At 69.7% G+C, this 15,023-nt stretch carries 16 protein-coding genes and 2 pseudogenes; 10 read left to right on the top strand and 8 right to left on the bottom strand.

The window, feature by feature from the left end; genetic code table 11:
- Nucleotides 1–8: 8 nt before the first annotated feature.
- Nucleotides 9–284 carry a hypothetical protein gene (locus NLX83_RS03015; RefSeq protein WP_254233328.1) on the top strand — a complete coding sequence of 92 codons (276 nt, stop codon included), beginning with the start codon at nucleotides 9–11 and terminating at the stop codon, nucleotides 282–284.
- Here the strand turns inward: NLX83_RS03015 and NLX83_RS03010 are convergent.
- On the bottom strand, nucleotides 281–424 hold the full coding sequence (locus tag NLX83_RS03010) for a hypothetical protein (protein WP_254233327.1): 144 nt from the start codon (nucleotides 422–424) through the stop codon (nucleotides 281–283). The two genes, NLX83_RS03015 and NLX83_RS03010, sit on opposite strands and share 4 nt — an antisense overlap.
- 169 nt (nucleotides 425–593) lie before the next feature.
- Here NLX83_RS03010 and NLX83_RS03005 point away from each other — a divergent pair, with 169 nt between their 5' ends.
- Both NLX83_RS03005 and NLX83_RS03000 read left to right on the top strand, forming a co-directional pair.
- A complete protein-coding gene (locus NLX83_RS03005; protein ID WP_254233326.1) occupies nucleotides 594–1,586 on the top strand; it encodes a DUF3558 domain-containing protein in 993 nt (330 codons plus the stop codon).
- Nucleotides 1,587–1,687: 101 nt separating this feature from the next.
- Nucleotides 1,688–3,178 (top strand): aldehyde dehydrogenase family protein, encoded by a 1,491-nt coding sequence (locus tag NLX83_RS03000; protein ID WP_254233325.1) that lies wholly within the window; start codon nucleotides 1,688–1,690, stop codon nucleotides 3,176–3,178.
- A 96-nt stretch (nucleotides 3,179–3,274) separates the two neighbouring features.
- Here the strand turns inward: NLX83_RS03000 and NLX83_RS02995 are convergent, their stop codons facing one another.
- Nucleotides 3,275–4,216 carry a hypothetical protein gene (locus tag NLX83_RS02995; protein WP_254233324.1) on the bottom strand — a complete coding sequence of 314 codons (942 nt, stop codon included), beginning with the start codon at nucleotides 4,214–4,216 and terminating at the stop codon, nucleotides 3,275–3,277.
- A gap of 162 nt (nucleotides 4,217–4,378) precedes the next feature.
- On the bottom strand, nucleotides 4,379–5,389 hold the full coding sequence (locus tag NLX83_RS02990; RefSeq protein WP_254233323.1) for an ABC transporter substrate-binding protein: 1,011 nt from the start codon (nucleotides 5,387–5,389) through the stop codon (nucleotides 4,379–4,381).
- Nucleotides 5,390–5,535: 146 nt separating this feature from the next.
- On the opposite strand from NLX83_RS02990, the gene dhaK reads away from it, so the two are divergent.
- The 7 genes from dhaK (at nucleotide 5,536) to NLX83_RS02955 (ending at nucleotide 12,626) form a co-directional block, all read left to right on the top strand.
- Nucleotides 5,536–6,537, top strand: coding sequence for a dihydroxyacetone kinase subunit DhaK (gene dhaK, locus NLX83_RS02985; protein ID WP_254233322.1), 1,002 nt, complete (start codon nucleotides 5,536–5,538; stop codon nucleotides 6,535–6,537).
- On the top strand, nucleotides 6,538–7,164 hold the full coding sequence (dhaL, locus tag NLX83_RS02980; RefSeq protein WP_254233321.1) for a dihydroxyacetone kinase subunit DhaL: 627 nt from the start codon (nucleotides 6,538–6,540) through the stop codon (nucleotides 7,162–7,164). It begins immediately after the preceding gene.
- 13 nt (nucleotides 7,165–7,177) lie between these two features.
- The gene (gene dhaM / locus NLX83_RS02975) at nucleotides 7,178–7,879 is read left to right on the top strand and encodes a dihydroxyacetone kinase phosphoryl donor subunit DhaM (RefSeq protein ID WP_254233320.1); all 702 of its coding nucleotides are present in this window, start codon (nucleotides 7,178–7,180) and stop codon (nucleotides 7,877–7,879) included.
- A 46-nt stretch (nucleotides 7,880–7,925) separates the two neighbouring features.
- Nucleotides 7,926–8,837, top strand: coding sequence for a DUF3558 domain-containing protein (locus NLX83_RS02970; RefSeq protein ID WP_254233319.1), 912 nt, complete (start codon nucleotides 7,926–7,928; stop codon nucleotides 8,835–8,837).
- Between the two features lie 17 nt (nucleotides 8,838–8,854).
- Nucleotides 8,855–9,958 carry a DUF3558 domain-containing protein gene (locus NLX83_RS02965; protein WP_254233318.1) on the top strand — a complete coding sequence of 368 codons (1,104 nt, stop codon included), beginning with the start codon at nucleotides 8,855–8,857 and terminating at the stop codon, nucleotides 9,956–9,958.
- Between the two features lie 174 nt (nucleotides 9,959–10,132).
- Nucleotides 10,133–11,899 (top strand): 3-hydroxybutyryl-CoA dehydrogenase, encoded by a 1,767-nt coding sequence (locus NLX83_RS02960; RefSeq protein ID WP_308209319.1) that lies wholly within the window; start codon nucleotides 10,133–10,135, stop codon nucleotides 11,897–11,899.
- A 250-nt stretch (nucleotides 11,900–12,149) separates the two neighbouring features.
- Nucleotides 12,150–12,626 carry a pyridoxamine 5'-phosphate oxidase family protein gene (locus NLX83_RS02955; protein ID WP_254233317.1) on the top strand — a complete coding sequence of 159 codons (477 nt, stop codon included), beginning with the start codon at nucleotides 12,150–12,152 and terminating at the stop codon, nucleotides 12,624–12,626.
- A gap of 10 nt (nucleotides 12,627–12,636) precedes the next feature.
- Here NLX83_RS02955 and NLX83_RS02950 read toward each other — a convergent pair whose 3' ends face one another.
- From NLX83_RS02950 to NLX83_RS02935, 5 genes and pseudogenes are all read right to left on the bottom strand, one after another.
- Nucleotides 12,637–12,846, bottom strand: a complete 210-nt coding sequence (locus NLX83_RS02950; RefSeq protein ID WP_254233316.1) for an FmdB family zinc ribbon protein — start codon at nucleotides 12,844–12,846, stop codon at nucleotides 12,637–12,639.
- Between the two features lie 4 nt (nucleotides 12,847–12,850).
- Nucleotides 12,851–13,084 (bottom strand): annotated as a pseudogene (locus NLX83_RS41730) (AAC(3) family N-acetyltransferase); the annotation flags it as partial.
- Nucleotides 13,085–13,108: 24 nt separating this feature from the next.
- Nucleotides 13,109–13,182 (bottom strand): annotated as a pseudogene (locus NLX83_RS42210) (hypothetical protein); the annotation flags it as partial.
- A gap of 9 nt (nucleotides 13,183–13,191) precedes the next feature.
- On the bottom strand, nucleotides 13,192–14,097 hold the full coding sequence (locus NLX83_RS02940; RefSeq protein ID WP_254233314.1) for a phosphotransferase: 906 nt from the start codon (nucleotides 14,095–14,097) through the stop codon (nucleotides 13,192–13,194).
- Nucleotides 14,098–14,127: 30 nt separating this feature from the next.
- The gene (locus NLX83_RS02935; RefSeq protein WP_254233313.1) at nucleotides 14,128–14,940 is read right to left on the bottom strand and encodes an SDR family oxidoreductase; all 813 of its coding nucleotides are present in this window, start codon (nucleotides 14,938–14,940) and stop codon (nucleotides 14,128–14,130) included.
- Nucleotides 14,941–15,023 lie beyond the last annotated feature (83 nt).

Below are 15,023 nucleotides of genomic sequence, written 5' to 3'. Positions count from 1 at the left end.
ACGAGACCATGACTTCGCACTCGAAGAAGGCGGGCCTGTTCGACCTCCGCCTGATCATCGCGTTGCTCTTCGGCGTGTACGGGGTGGTGCTGACGATCACCGGCGCCGGCTTCACCACGGCCGAGGAGATCCAGAAGGCGGCCGGGATCAACGTCAACCTGTGGGCCGGGCTGGGCATGCTCGTCACGGCGGCGATCTTCGTCGTCTGGGCGAAGGCGCGGCCGGTGGTGGTGCCCTCGGAGTTCGCCGACGACGCCGATGGCGTCGGCGAACCAGGGCACTAGCGGCGGTCGCTGCCCCGGTAGGGGTAGACCGGGTTGAAGGCCTCGACGGTCCAGTCGTCGATCCAGCGGACCGCGCGGCCGAGGCCCGTGCGGACCAGTCCGCGTCGGGCCGGGCGGGTACTCCGCCTGGTCTGGCGCATGTGTTCACCTCCTTCGATGTACTGAGTGGTGCTTCCACCCAGTACATCGAAGGGAGCTTCTGTATCGTTCCCGAACCGCTCCGTGACATCGCGCACGCTGTGTATCGAATCAGCCCTGATCATGAGGTTCCCTGCACGCGTCCGGACGCGGGTCGCTACCGTGCACGTCGTGCGCAGCCCAGCCAGAACCGCGTGGTCGGCCATCGCCCTGTCCTCGGCGATCCTGCTCGCCGGATGCGGGAGCCAGGCCGACCTGGCCAAGGTCACCCACCCGAGGACAGTCGTGCCTGCCAAGGTGGCGCCGAAGACGCAGCCCAACCAGCCGCCGCGCCCGGTCGAGCCCGCGTTCGCCGCCGAGCGGCTGCGCGCGGTCGACCCGTGCCAGCTGATGGACACCCAGACACTGTCCGGCTTCGGGGTGCCCGCGGCCAGCAGGTCGGTCGCGCTCTCCGACTGCGCCAACTACATGAAGGACGGCAGCGGCAAGCGGCTGAGCATCACCCTCCGCCTCGGCCAGAACATCACCATCCTGGACACCGCCAAGACGATCAAGGTGGGTGGCCTCACGACCGTCGAGTCGACCTCGACCACCACGTGCTTCGTCAAGTCGGTGACCCAGGAGGGCTCGTCCGTGCTGGGCATCGTGGCCCAGGTCGACTACGAGGGTGACTCCTGCGACGTCGGCAGGCGGCTCAACGAGACGGTGATCAACCGGATCCGGACCAACCCGCCGCTGCGCGCGCAGGACAACAAGGGCTCGGTGACCGTGGTCGACCCGTGCGCGGTCTTCCCCGCGGTCACCGCGACCGAGCTGCTCGGCGGAACGCCGACCATCTCCTCCTACGACATGTACCGGTGCACCTTCCGGCGGGACAGCCTCTACTTCGGGATCGAGTTCCGCGAGGCCACCGATCCCAAGGACAGCAGCCAGAACAAGAAGGCGCAGGTCGTGACCATCGACGGGGTCACCATCTACCAGCGCAAGGAGGACAGCTTCAACGCCTCCTGCAAGATGGAGTGGATGCACAAGGCCACCACCGCCGGCAAGGGCGAGGTCGTCGAGGTCAGCTTCGACAACAGCAAGAAGGGCGTCGAGGTCGACCTCTGCGGCAAGGCCACGACCGTGGTGAAGGCGCTGCTGCCCAAGCTGCCCAAGCCGTAGCTCCGGCTGTGTGACCGATCACAGAGGGTCTCCCCTTGGCCCCGAAGTGTTGCGTACTGTTTGGTAACCGAAAGGTTTTCTGAACGGACGGGGAGATCGCGATGAGCCGAGCCGTGTCCCAGCAGGCTGACGAGCAGTGGTTCACCTCCCTGGACCCGCGCACCGCCGAGGTGATCGGCAGGCACCGGGTGCACTCGCCGATCGAGGTGCGCGCGGCCGTCACTCGCGCGCGCAAGGCCTCGGTCTGGTGGGGCGGACTCGACCACGCGGAGCGCAAGCGGCGGCTGGACGCCTGGCGCGCGTTGGTCCTGCGCAGGCTCGACGACATCACCGAACTGGTCTGCGCCGAGACCGGCAAACCGCTCGACGACGCCCGGCTCGAGCTCGTCCTGGTGATCGACCACCTGCACTGGGCCGCGCGCAACGCGGAGAAGGTGCTGCGGCGGCGCCGGGTCTCCCCGGGCAAGCTGATGTTCAACCAGGCGGCGACGGTGGAGTACCTGCCGATGGGCGTCGTCGGCGTGATCGGGCCGTGGAACTACCCGGCGTTCACCCCGATGGGGTCGATCGCCTACGCGCTCGCCGCGGGCAACGCCGTGGTCTTCAAGCCCAGCGAACTGACCCCCGGCGTCGGCGAGTGGCTGGCGTCGACCCTCGCTGAGATCGTGCCCGAGCACCCGGTCCTGACCGTCGTCACCGGCTTCGGCGCGACCGGCGCCGCGCTCTGCCGCTCCGGTGTCGACAAGGTCGCGTTCACCGGTTCGACCGCGACCGGCAAGCGCGTGATGGCCGCCTGCGCCGAGTCGCTGACCCCGGTGCTCGTGGAGTGCGGCGGCAAGGACCCGCTGATCGTCGACGCCGACGCCGACCTGGAGGCCGCCGCCGAGGCCGCCGTCTGGGGTGGCATGTCCAACGCCGGGCAGACCTGCGTCGGCGTGGAACGCGTCTACGTCGTGGATTCCGTCGCCGACCGCTTCACCGAGCTCGTCGTGCGCCGCGCCCGCAAGCTCAAGCCCGGCGGCCAGCCCAGCGCGCACCTCGGCCCGATCACCATGCCCGAGCAGGTCGGCGTGATCCGCGCGCACATCGCCGACGCGCTCGACAAGGGCGGCCGCGCCGTCGTCGGCGGCCTCGACTCGGTCCGCCCGCCGTACGTGGAACCCGTGGTGCTCGTGGACGTGCCCGAGGACTCCTCCGCCGTCACCGAGGAGACCTTCGGCCCCACGCTCACCGTCAAGCGGGTGTCCAATGTGGACGAAGCCGTGGAGCTGGCCAACGCCACCAACTACGGCCTCGGCGCGACCGTGTTCTCCCGCTCCCGCGGCCCCGAGCTGGCCCGCCGCCTGCGCTGCGGCATGGTCTCGGTCAACGGCGTCGTCTCCTTCGCGGGCATCGCCGCCCTGCCCTTCGGCGGCGTCGGCGACTCCGGCTTCGGCCGCATCCACGGCGCGGACGGCCTGCGCGAGTTCGCCCGCCCCCAATCGGTCACCCGCCGCCGCTTCTGGGCGCCCCTGCAACCCAACACCTTCGCCCGCTCCAACGGCACCCTCCGCCGCCTCGTCCGCCTGGTCCGCATCCTCTACCGCCCCTAACCCCTTTTTTCGCCCTGAACGAGTCATTGGGGTACTTGAGTGCCCTGAATGAGTCATTGAGGGCCTCTAACTCCCCGAATGACTCATTCAGGGCACTCAGGCCGTTCCGCGGGCGCGGGAGATGGCGGCTTCGTAAGCCTGGACCAGTTCGGCGGCGACGTCGTCGGGTGCTGTCCGGAGGCGGCTCGGGAGCGTTTGCACCACATGGATTCCGGCCATTGCGTAGCGCGTGTTCCGCTGCAGGGTCCTCGCGTAGTCCTTCGGGTTGAGATGGAACTCGTACGAGTCGATCTCCCAGGCGAGCGATGCCTCCGCACACCACGCGTCCGGTACACCGATGAGCGTGCCGTGGGCATCACGAACAGGCACGTTCCACTGCGCCTTCGGCAGACCGCTTCGTTCCCAGACGCGCATCGCATCCATCTCGGCGACTGACCTCGCGCCGAGACTGATGGCTGCCAGCACTCGGCGCGGAACCGCTGAACCACGCTGACTTCCCTGCGCCAGCTCGCGTTCGAGGTCCTCCAGTTTGCAGCGCCCACGCTGGACGGCTTCTGCCAGCAGCGCCCGGACCGGGTCCGGAGTACGCAACCGCCGGGACGTGTCCAGCGCGGCCCGCACCAGAGGCGCCACCGGAAAGCCGTTCCTGGTTTGCGGTGGCGGCAGTCGTGTTGTGCGTTCCACGATGACGAACTCGCTGCTGAGAGGCTTGCGGAAGTCGTTGACGAGCAGGTGGACCTTGTCGATGTCCGGCAGCTGCCGGAGTCCGTGCAGTCGACAGGCCTCTCGTCCCGTCACGATGGCCCCGTGGCGGGCGTACAGCAGTGCTGCCGCTATGCGCTGTTCCGCAGATGGTTGACCGGGACTCAGCAGGATCACGCCGGGAAGCAGCCTCCGCCACGGTCCGCCTGCTCGGCATCGGCCGTAGACAGTTCGCGACATCATTCCCATGCCGATCAGCGTGGCCGCACGGATTACGCCACGACTGCTCTGCCGGTAGATCAGGTCGGCATCTGCTGCCCAGGTTCCTCGACGCATAGGACCATCGTGGGCAGTTGCCGCGGGCTGTTGGGCGGGAAAGCCACCTCCTGTGGACAACCGGTCAGGATGTGGATAACCCGAAGTACCTCAATGACTCATTCGGTGCGTTGAGCGCCCTGAATGAGTCATTGAGGTACTTCAGTGCCCCGAATGACTCATTCAGGGCGAAAGGAGGGTGTCTAGGTCGGTGAGGACTTGGGTGGCGGCGATGACTCCGAGGCCGAGGAACCAGGTCTCGTCGGGGACGGGGCGGACGTGATCTGCCTTGACGGCGGGGAGTTGTTTCCAGACCTGTCCGCCGAGGACGTCGGCCTGCTGGGTTTTGGCGGGGTCGCCGTAGGAGCCGGTGAAGACGCGGTCGGCGTCGGCCTTGCCGATCTGCTCCATGCTGACCTCCACGGCGAGGTCCTCGACCTGCTGGGTGGCGGGGCGGGGCAGGCCCGCGTCGATCAGGATGGTGCCGATGAACGACTTGGCCGCGTAGAGCCGGATCCGGCCGGGCATGAAGCGGACCATGGAGATGGTGGGGCGCTTGCCGAGCCGCTGTTCCGCGCGGGCGCCGATCTCCTTGGCGCGGCGGGTGTAGTCGGCCAGCTGCGCGTCGGCGTCGGCGGTGCGGTCCAGGGCCGCGGCGTTGAGCCGGAAGTTCTCCTTCCAGGTGAACCCGGGGCGGAGGCTGAACACGGTCGGGGCGATCTCGGCGAGCTTGGGGTAGAGCTGTTCGGCGCGCAGCCGCGAGCCCAGGATCAGGTCCGGCCGCAGGCCCTTGATCGCCTCCAGCTTCAGCGTGTTGATGGTGCCGACGTTGGCCGGGCTGCCCGCCTTGGCGGCGAGGTAGCCGGGCATGACCGGGGAGCCCTCGGCGAAGGCGACGCCGACCGGCTGGATGCCCAGCGCGGCCACGTTGTCCAGTTCGCCGCCGTCGAGCACGATCACCCGTTCCGGGCGCTTCTGCAGCGTGGTGCTGCCCATGGCGTGCTTGATGGTGCGCGGGAAGACACCGGGCGCGGCGTCGGTGCCGAACTTCGCGCTCTCCTCGGCGGCCTTGGCGAACTCGGAGCCGCCGACCGCGACCGCGGGCTGCCCGCCTGGGGGTTTGCCGGTGGCGCACGCGCCGAGGAGGAGGGCGAGCGCCAGGGCGGCGGCGGTGACTGTGCTCTTGCTGCGCAAGACGGGCTCCTTCTGCGGCGGAAGTTAGGGGAGGCTAACCAAGGAGCGGTGATCGACGCCAGCGGCGCGTGTGCTTTCCCACTGCGCCCGCGTCGGGGTATCAATGCTGTGCGGCGCGCATTCCCGGGCGGGCAAGGAGGGCTGCGATGAAGAAGATCATCAATGATCCGGCGGCGGTGGTCGCCGAGGCACTGCGCGGAATGGCGGCGGCCCACCCGGACCTGCTCACCGTCCGCACCGACCCCGCGGCGATCCTGCGCGCGGACGCCCCGGTCGCCGGACGCGTCGCGGTCGTCTCCGGCGGGGGCTCCGGGCACGAGCCGTTGCACGGCGGTTTCGTCGGCCCCGGCATGCTGCACGCCGCGTGCCCCGGACCGGTGTTCACCTCGCCGACCCCCGACCAGGTGCAGGCCGCGATCGAGGCGGTGCACGGCGGCGCGGGCGTGCTGCTGATCGTGAAGAACTACACCGGCGACGTGCTCAACTTCGAGACCGCGGCCGAGTTCGCCCTCGCCGAGGGGATCGACGTGCGCACCGTGCTGGTCGACGACGACGTCGCCGTGAAGGACTCGCTCTACACGGCGGGCAGGCGCGGAGTCGGCGGCACACTGCTCGTCGAGAAGATCGTCGGCGCCGCCGCCGAGCGCGGGGCGGACCTGGACACCTGCGAGCAACTCGCGCTGCGGGTGGTCGCGGGCACCCGCTCCCTCGGCATGGCGCTCACCGCGTGCACGGTCCCGCACGTCGGCGAACCGAGTTTCACCCTGGCCGAGGACGAGATGGAGATCGGCATCGGTATCCACGGCGAACCCGGCCGGGAGCGCCTGCCGCTGGAGCCCGCCGACGGCATCGTGCGCCGCCTCGTCGACGCGATCACCGAGGACCTGCCCTTCGCCGAGGGCGACCGGGCGCTGCTGTTCACCAACTCGATGGGCGGCACGCCGCAGCTGGAGCTCTACCTGGCGCACGGCATCGCGGAGCGGCTGCTCGCCGAGCGCGGGATCACCGTGGAACGGAGACTGGTCGGGCCGTACGTGACCAGCCTGGAGATGCAGGGGATGAGCCTGACGCTGTGTCGGCTCGACGACGAGTTGATCGACTTGTGGGACGCTCCGGTGCACACTGCCGCGCTGCGTTGGGGGTGCTGAATGGGTTGCTCCGTCGAGGACGTCACCGCCGCGGTCCGGGCGGCGGCCGAGGTGGTCCGCGAGTACCGGGACGAGCTGGTGGAGCTGGACCGCGAGATCGGCGACGGCGACCACGGCGAGAACCTGCACCGGGGGTTCACCGCCGTGCTGGCCAAGCTCGACGGCGGGGGCTTCGACGGCCCCGCGTCGGTGCTGAAGGTGACCGCGACGACGTTGATCTCCACGGTCGGCGGGGCGGCGGGGCCGCTCTACGGGACGGCGTTCCTGCGCGCGGCGACCGCCCTCGGCGATGCGTCCGAAGTGGACGGTCAGCTGGCCGCGAACGCGCTGGCCGCCGCCCTCGAAGGCGTTGTGGCGCGCGGAAAAGCCGCTCCCGGCGATAAGACGATGGTCGACGCGCTCACCCCGGCCGTGACCGCCGCGCAGTCCACTGTGGACTCCGGCGTGCGCGCCGTGCTGCTGGCGGCGGCGGATGCGGCGGAGGAGGGCGCGGCCTCGACGGTTCCGCTGGTCGCGCGCAAGGGACGCGCCTCCTACCTGGGCGAACGGAGTGCGGGCCACCTCGATCCCGGCGCTCGGTCCACCGCGGTGCTGCTGCGCGCGCTGGCCGAGGCCGCACGACGGTGAGAAGGAGCGGTTGGTGAGAGTCGGCCTGGTCATCGTCTCGCACAGCGCCGCGCTGGCGGCGGGTGTGGCGGAACTGGCCGCCCAGATGGCTCCTGACGTGCGGATCATGCCCGCCGGTGGCACCGCGGACGGGGGACTGGGCACGGACTTCGACGGTGTGTCGGCGGCGCTGGAGCGGGCCGACTCCGGCGCCGGGGTGGTCCTGCTCTACGACCTCGGCAGCGCGCAGATGACCGCGGAACTGGCCGTCGAATCCCTCACCACGCCGATCCGCGCCATCGTCGCCGACGCGCCGCTGGTCGAGGGCGCGGTCGCCGCGGCGGTGTGCGCGCAGGGCGGCGCGGACCTGGACGCGGTCGGTTCCGCGGCCGCCATGGCGCACGCTTTCGTGCAGGGCGAGGCCTTCGACGAGATGGAGCTCGACCGGCACGTCTACGGCGAGGGCGACGGGCTGCTGGAGCGCGCGGTGGTGCTGCGCAACGAACTCGGCCTGCACGCCCGCCCCGCCGCGCTGACCGCCCGCGCGGTTGCCGAGCTGGACGCCGAGGTCTCGATCCGGTGCGGCGACCAGGAAGTTGACGCGCACAGCGTGCTCGCGCTGATGGGGCTGGGCGCGCGAGGCGGTGACGAGTTACTCGTCCGGGCGGTTGGCCGGGAGGCGCGCCACGCCATCGACACCCTGGCTGAGCTGCTGGAATCCGGGTTCGGCGAGTAGCGGCGACCGGGTGCGGGCGCACCGGGGCTGACCTAGTGTCGGCCGCATGGGATTCGGGGGGATCTGCGTCGTCGGCGCGCTGCTGGTCAGCGGCACGGCCTGCGCGGTGCCGGACGCGCCCGCCGCGCCGCCCGGAGTGATCATCGACTGGCACCGCGTCGACCCGTGCGGTTTCGTCGATCCCGCGCTGCCCGGCCGCTACGGCACCCCGCCCGAGCGGATCGAGCCGTTCGACTTCAACGCCTGCGAGATCCCGGTCGCCCAGCCAGCGGGCGGCACGATCTACCTCGGAGTGCTGACCGACAACCGGCTCACCGACGAGCGGGAACTCGGCACCGCGTTCACCCGGCACGGCAAGTTGCGCGTGACCGAGCCGAAGCCTTACGAGGACACCTGCGCGGCGAACGTCGTCTTCCCGGACCTGCGCTACGTGGAAGTGAACGCGGTTCCCAAGGACGGCGCCAAAGCCGACCCGTGCGCCATCGCGGCCGCGCTTGCGGACTCCGTCGTTTCCTCGGTGCTGCAAGGGAAGTACCGGTTCTTCGCGGCCTCGCCGAGTTCGTGGCTGCACGTCGATCCGTGCGAGCTGCTGACGACGGAGCAGGCCGCTGTCGTCGCGGGAGCAGTTGAACCCAGGCATGGTCCGAACCGGCACAACTGTCGTTGGGGCGCAAGCAAACCCGACTATGCGGGGGTCGTGCTGAACATCAGCGTCAGCACGCAGCGGCTCACCGATGTCAGGGACCTGGAAGGACGAGCGACGCAGGTACGCGCCGAACCCGCGGACGCGCCACTGCCGCCGGGCTGCCGGGTCGCCACCCAACACATCGGTTTCGCGCGCGACAAGGTCGAAACGGTCGCGCTGATCGTGTTCGCGGAACGGGAACCGCGGTGGTTGTGCGCGACCGCGCTCGATCTGGCGGCAAAAGTGTGGTCGAGGCTGCCCCGGACCCCCTGAGGGCCTAGCATGCCGCCATGTCCAGCTGGGGGTCCCGTTTCCTCGTCACCTTCGCGGTGGCGTCCATCGCACTGTCGGCCGGTTGCGCGTCCTCGGTGACCGGTGAGCCGGTAGCCGCTCCGGGAGCGGAGGAGCAGGCCAAGAAGGCCAAGGGCAAGATCGACGCGGGCAGCGGTCCGGTCACCGGTTTGGGTGGCACGGAGTTGGCCGCGCGCAAGGATCTCGACCCCTGCGCGCTGTTCCCGAAGGAGCACCAGGACAAGCTCGGCAAGCCCTCCAAGTACGTCGGCGGCGCCACCAAGGTGGACCTCTGCGTGGTCGGGATCGAGGTGTGGGACGGCGACGGCCCCCAGGAGAGCGAGGACGGCAAGCCCGCGCCGACCCTCGGCGTCGTCGACATCGAGCTGGACGCGAGCATGTTCTTCCAGGACGAGGACCGGGCGAGTACGGGCTCCCGGGGCAAGCTGACCAAGGAGCAGCGCGACGACGTCACCGTCTACTCGGGCGAGGAGAAGCGGATCTGCACGCGCAGGCTCGTCTTCAAGGACAAGTCGATGGTCAACATCGAGGTCACGACCAGGAACAACGACACCCGCGCGGAGCCGTGCGAGTCCGCGGAGACCGTGGTGTCCAGCGTGCTGAAGGTGCTGCGTTCCGGCCCCGTCGCGCGCCGCACGCTGCCCGCCAACTCGTTGCTGGGCATCGACGTGTGCGGACTGGTCTCCCCCGACGCGGTCACGGCCGCGCTCGGTGCCACGCCGCCGCGCCACCCCGGTCTGGGCTTCCGCGGCTGCATGTGGAGCGCTGATCCCAAGAGCATCAAGACCGAGACGCTGGCCATCAACGTGACCACCAACCTGATCCCCAGGGCGGGCGACCAGATGGTCAAGGAGATCGCGCCGATCGCGGGCAGGCCCTCCACCACCACCCAGCTGCCGTTCGCCATCCCGGGCGCGCCGATCCCGTGCACGGTCGAGGTGACGCACATCCCGTTCGAGCCGGTTCCCGGGAAGAAGGAGACGCTCAGCGTCATGGTGGTCAGCTCCGCCGGCGCGGAGGCGTCCTGCCAGAAGGCCCGCGCGGCGGCCGAGGTGATCGCCCCGAAGCTGCCCGCCATGTGACTCTCCGCGCTCGCCGTGGCGAAGCTCACGGCGCCCACCTCGTCGAACGTGGCACTATCACGTCAAGTTACCGGCGCGTAGCGTGCTCGGTCCTGAGCGCTCCGGTTCCCCGATGACGTGGGAGGCAAGCCCGTGGCTCGCATCGACACCGAAGATTCGCTTGCGGGATCGAGCATTGGCACAGTGGGAGTTGTCGGACTCGGCACCATGGGTGCGGGCATCGCGGAGGTGCTCGCCCGCACCGGGCTGCGGGTCGTGGCGGTGGAACTCGACGAGGACACGGTGCGGCGCGGGCGCGCGCACCTGGAGCACTCCACGGCGCGCGCGGTCAAGCGGGACAAGCTCTCCAGCGGTGACCAGAGCGAGCTGTTCAACAGGATTCGTTACAGCACAACGCTTTCCGATCTCGCCGAGGTCGACATGGTGATCGAGGCGGTTCCGGAGCGGATGGAGCTCAAGGCCGAGGTCTTCGCCGAGCTGGACCGCGTGTGCCGCCCCGACGTGATCCTGGCGTCGAACACCTCCTCGCTGTCGGTGACCGAGCTGTCGGTGGTCACCAAGCGGCCGGGCAAGGTCGTCGGGATGCACTTCTTCAACCCTGCGCCGGTGCTCAAGCTGGTCGAGGTGGTGCGCACGGTGGTCACCGAGCCGGACGTGATCACCGACGTGGTCGCGTTCGTCGAGCGCCTCGGCAAGGTGCCGGTGGTGATCGGCGACCGCGCCGGGTTCATCGCCAACGCGCTGCTGTTCGGCTACCTCAACCACGCCGTGCGGATGTTCGAGTCGCGCTACGCGTCGCGGGAGGACATCGACGCGGCGATGCGCTTCGGCTGCGGCTACCCGATGGGACCGTTGCAGCTGCTGGACCTCATGGGCCTGGACACCGCCTACGAGATCCTCGACACGATGTACCACCAGTCGCGGAACCGGCTGCACGCGCCCGCGCCCGTGCTCAAGCAGATGATCACGGCGGGCCTGCTCGGCCGGAAGTCCGGGCGCGGTTTCTACACCTACGACGACGTCGACTCGCCGATCGTCGTGCCGGACGCGCAGACGCCGGGCGACGTCGTGCAGGGCGGACGCGTGCGCGAGGTGCAGCGCGTCGGCGTGATCGGCACGGGCACCATGGCGACCGGCATCGTCGAGGTGTTCGCCAAGGCGGGCCACGACGTGGTGATGCGGGCGCGCAGCGAGGTCAAGGCGAACGCGGCCCTGGAGACCGTGCGGCGGTCGCTGAACAAGGCGGTGCTGCGCGGCAAGCTCACCGAGGAGAAGCGCGACGCCGCCATCGCGCGAGTGCGGACCACGACGAACTTCGACGACTTCGCGGACTGCGATCTCGTCGTTGAGGCCGTTGCCGAGGAGCTTGAGGTCAAGAAGGCGGTCTTCGGTGCGCTGGACGAGGTGTGCAAGCCGGGCGCGGTGCTCGCGACGACGACCTCCTCGCTGCCGGTGATCGAGTGCGCCGCGGCGACCTCGCGGCCGTCGGACGTGGTGGGGCTGCACTTCTTCAACCCCGCCCAGGTGATGAAGCTGGTCGAGGTGGTGCACACGATCGCGACGTCGCCGGACGTGCTCGCGACGGCGCGCGCGGTCTGCGTGAAGCTCGGCAAGCACGCGGTGAGTTGCGGCGACCGCGCCGGGTTCATCGTCAACGCGCTGCTGTTCCCGTACCTCAACGACGCCGTCCGGATGCTGGAGGCGCACTACGCCGACGCCGACGACATCGACGGCGCGATGACCATCGGCTGCGGCCTGCCGATGGGTCCGTTCGCGCTGCTGGACGTGGTCGGGCTGGACGTGGCACTGGCCATCCAGCGGGAGCTGTACCTGGAGTTCCGCGAGGCCGGGTTCGCGCCCGCCCCGCTGCTGGAGCACCTGGTGACCGCGGGACGCCTGGGCCGCAAGACCGGCAAGGGTTTCCGCGACTACACCGTCTAGCCCTGTCCTACAAGTCCACTCGCACTCCGCCCACCAAGTAAACTCCGTCCCATGCCCTCAACCCGCGCGTCCACCCCATCCCCGGCGGGCGCCGTCTAGAGAACCCCGTTTCGTACTCATAACGGGAAAAAGAGCGCTCCAAAATCCCGACAAGAGTACGAAACGGGAGTTTGGGCTGCGCTGGTGATGTTTCGGGGAGGGCGAGGCTTCGTGCCGCTGACTGTCAGGGGTGTGCTCTAGCTTCGGCGGCATGGCAACTTGGTCGGACGTCGAGGCATCGGCCCCGCAGTTCGCGCGGCGGGTCAGGGAGAGCTTCGACGCGTACCCGAACAAGACCATGGCGACGCTGCGCCGGGACGGATCACCCAGGATCAGCGCCACCGAGGTCGAGTTCATCGACGGAGCGCTCTGGCTCGGTGCGATGTGGAAATCCCGCAAAGCGCTTGACCTGCAACGCGATCCGCGCTGTGCGGTGCACTGCGGGACGGGGAACGGCGGCGAGTCCTGGACCGGCGACGCCAAGCTCTCCGGTACCGCGGTGGAGATCACCGACCCGGTGCGCCACAAGGAGATCAGCGACGCGAGCGCGGGCGAGGCACCCCCGGGCCCGTCGCACCTGTTCCGCCTCGACATCACCGAGGTCGTGCACACGCGTGTCGAGGGGAACCAGATCGTCATCGAGCTGTGGACGGAAGGGGGTGGTCTGCGCCGCATGGAACGGCAGTAGCTGAGGCGGGTCAGCCGCAGCAGCCTCCGCCGCAGCAGCCCCCACCGCCTCCCGCGGGTGCCGCCGCGCTCGCTGACCCGGCGAGACCGACCGTGGTCAGCAGCTTCACCGTGTCCTCGTGACCGGCGGGGCAGCGCGCGGGGTCGGAGGCCGCGCTCATCGGGCGCTTCACCTCGAAGGTGCCGGAACACTCGCGGCAGCGGAACTCGTATGTCGGCATGCGCCTATTGTGCGGTGCCCCGCCGGTCTGCCGCGAGCAGTTCGGGGAGGCGGCCGACCGCGAACGCCACAAGCGGCCTGGCGGGGACGAGCACGCACGCGGCGTTCTCGACGGTGACTGCTCGGATTCGCGCGCGCCGTTCGAACTCGCGGCCGACCGTGGGGAAGTGCGTCCCGTTGTCGTGAGGCACGTCCAGGGGCTCGACCCACACACGGACGCTTGCGGGTGAGAACTGCGGACGCTGCCGGGATGGGTTCGGACGGCTTCGGCTACCGCTCCCATGGTGCTGGGCAGGCCGGAGTGGAACAGCGGGGCTGCGGCGCGCTGTTCGCGCAGCTCCGTTTCTCAACCGAGCAGTTCGCGCAGCCAGGACAGCACCGCATCACCTTGAGCCCGTTGGAAGGCGCGCACGGTCGGCAGTCCCATCGGTGGTGGTTGGCGTGCCGCGTCGAGGAAGAGCGCGGTCAACCCCGCGAGCACCGCGATCACATCATCGGGATCGGCGTTCGTGGTGTGGTCGGCGAGCAGCGCGGTGGTGTCGTGGCCACCGTGGAGGCGCACGTTTACCAGTAGCAGCAAGCGGTCCAGCCACTCCGCGCCGCGACAAGCCCACGGCCAGTCCACGACCGTCACCGCGCCACTCGCGCTCAACAGGAGGTTGTCGGATCGGATGTCCATGTGGACCAGCGTGTCGCCAGCCGTCGCCGCCAAGCCCCGGTCCGCCAGCGCGCACAAGGCATCCAGGTTCCGTGCCGCCCACGGAGCCAGGTCGTGCGGCGGATCGGCGGAAATCCGTTGCCAGCCTGCGAAGTCCTCCGCCAGTGCCTCGTCCGCTCTGGTCAGGTCCGGTGCTTGGACTGTTGCCAATGTGGCGAGCGTGTCGAGGATTTTGCCCAGCTCGTCGGACTTCCACGGTGTCGCGGGGTGGCTGCCCTCAACGTCTTCCAGCACCAGCGCCACCCAGTCGCCGTCGTCGTACGACCCGAGCAGCCGCGGCGCGGGGACCTCAGGCGGCAGCACCGCCGTCACTCGTGCTTCCTTGCGGTGCACGTGCGGGGTGAAGTCGTCCTGCGCCGGGCTCACGGCTTTGACGAACGCGCGCGCACCGCTCGCCGTTCGCACCCGGTCCGCCGTGCCCGGCGAGAAACCGCCCCGCTGAGAGACGGCTTCGACCACCTGGCCGCCGATGATCTGCTCGACGGCGGCGCAGACGTGGGCGGGCAGATCCGCCCACCCGATCCGATCACCCATACCCAAGATCGTGGCACTGCGGCGCAAGCACTATTTGAAGGCCGCGCGATTGCGCCCGGCCCACTCGGCGAACGTGCGCGGTGCACGACCGAGGAGACGCTGGACGTCGGGGCTCACCAGCTGCTCGGCCGCGGTTGGCTCGCCCAGGACTGCGAGGGTGCCCTCCACCACCGGCTCCGGCATGAACCGCAACATCTGCGCCTTGGCGTCGGTTCGGCTCAGCTCCGTGAACGACACCGGCTCGCCCAGAGCTTCGGCGATCGCCGCGATCTGCTGCCGGGGCGAGATCGCTTCCGGGCCGGTCAGCTCGTAGGTACGGCCGCTGTGACCGTCCTCGCGCAGCACCACAGCTGCCGCGGCCGCGATGTCGCCGGGGTCGATGGTCGGCAACGCCACGTCGGCGAACGGGGCAGCGGCCGCACGCTCCGTGCGGATGATGTCGGCCCACTGCAACGCATTCGAGTGGAAGCCGCCCGGCCGCAGCACCGTCCACTCCGGACTGGAGCCCTTGACCGCATCCTCGAAGATCGAGGGGTGCCGTTGTGTGCCGACGCCCTGCGACGACAGCAGGACCACTCGGCGGACTCCTGAGGCCAGGAGCCGTCCGATGTCGCCGCCCGCCAGGAAATCGGGCGGGGTCAACAGGAACAGCGCGGTCGCCCCGTCGAGGACGGGTTTGAGCTGTTCCGGTTCGGCCAGATCAGCCTGCTCGTGTCGAACTCCCTCAGGGATGTCCTGGCCGGTGATCCGCCGCGAGACCGCGAGCACCCGCTCGCCCGCCTCGGCCAGCGCCCGCACCAGCGGCCGTCCGACGTTCCCCGTTGCCCCGGTCACCACGATCATGTCGTTCTCCGTTTCCGAGTCCCTGCACTGACCCGGCGACGGTACTGTCCTGAAGTGAGTAGGTACCTAGAGGAAAGTATTGG

The organism is Allokutzneria sp. A3M-2-11 16 (genome assembly GCF_024213555.1).
In the GTDB taxonomy this organism is placed as follows: domain Bacteria; phylum Actinomycetota; class Actinomycetes; order Mycobacteriales; family Pseudonocardiaceae; genus Allokutzneria.
Note: the sequence above shows the minus strand (reverse complement) of the source record. Positions and strands in the feature narration are given on the sequence as shown.